This window comes from Corynebacterium sp. HMSC077D03, from assembly GCF_001808545.1.
GTDB classification, from domain to species: Bacteria; Actinomycetota; Actinomycetes; order Mycobacteriales; family Mycobacteriaceae; genus Corynebacterium; species Corynebacterium simulans.
In genome coordinates this window covers 1-343 of sequence record NZ_KV793683.1, presented here as the reverse complement: position 1 = coordinate 343, position 343 = coordinate 1, and the positions used below count along the sequence as shown (strand labels likewise).

Sequence of the window (343 nt, the reverse complement as noted above, 5' to 3'; positions counted from 1 at the left end):
GTCCAAGGCCCGTGGATTAAGTGCTCGTCGCCTTCGCGATGCTGTGCTGATTGAACGCATTAGGGCTGTTCATCAGGATAATTACGGTGTTTACGGGGTGCGGAAAATGTGGCATGCTCTTCGCCGTGAAGGAATTGATATCGGGCGTGAACAAACCACTCGGTTGATGCGCCTGGCCGGTATTTCTGGCAAAGGCAAAGGCAGATCACCTATCACAACCCGAAGAGCTAACGTGCCTGATCTGCGCCCGGACTTGGTCGAGCGTGAATTCAAAGCTCAGGGTCCAAATAAGCTGTGGGTGGCCGACATTACGTATGTGCGCACGAAGAAAGGCTTTGTGTAC

1 protein-coding gene is annotated in these 343 nt (G+C 53.1%); it reads left to right on the top strand.

Going from position 1 to position 343, the window contains the following annotated elements:
- Window positions 1-343 (top strand): IS3 family transposase (locus tag HMPREF2888_RS03765; protein WP_141744816.1); only part of this gene is annotated, 343 nt, incomplete at both ends.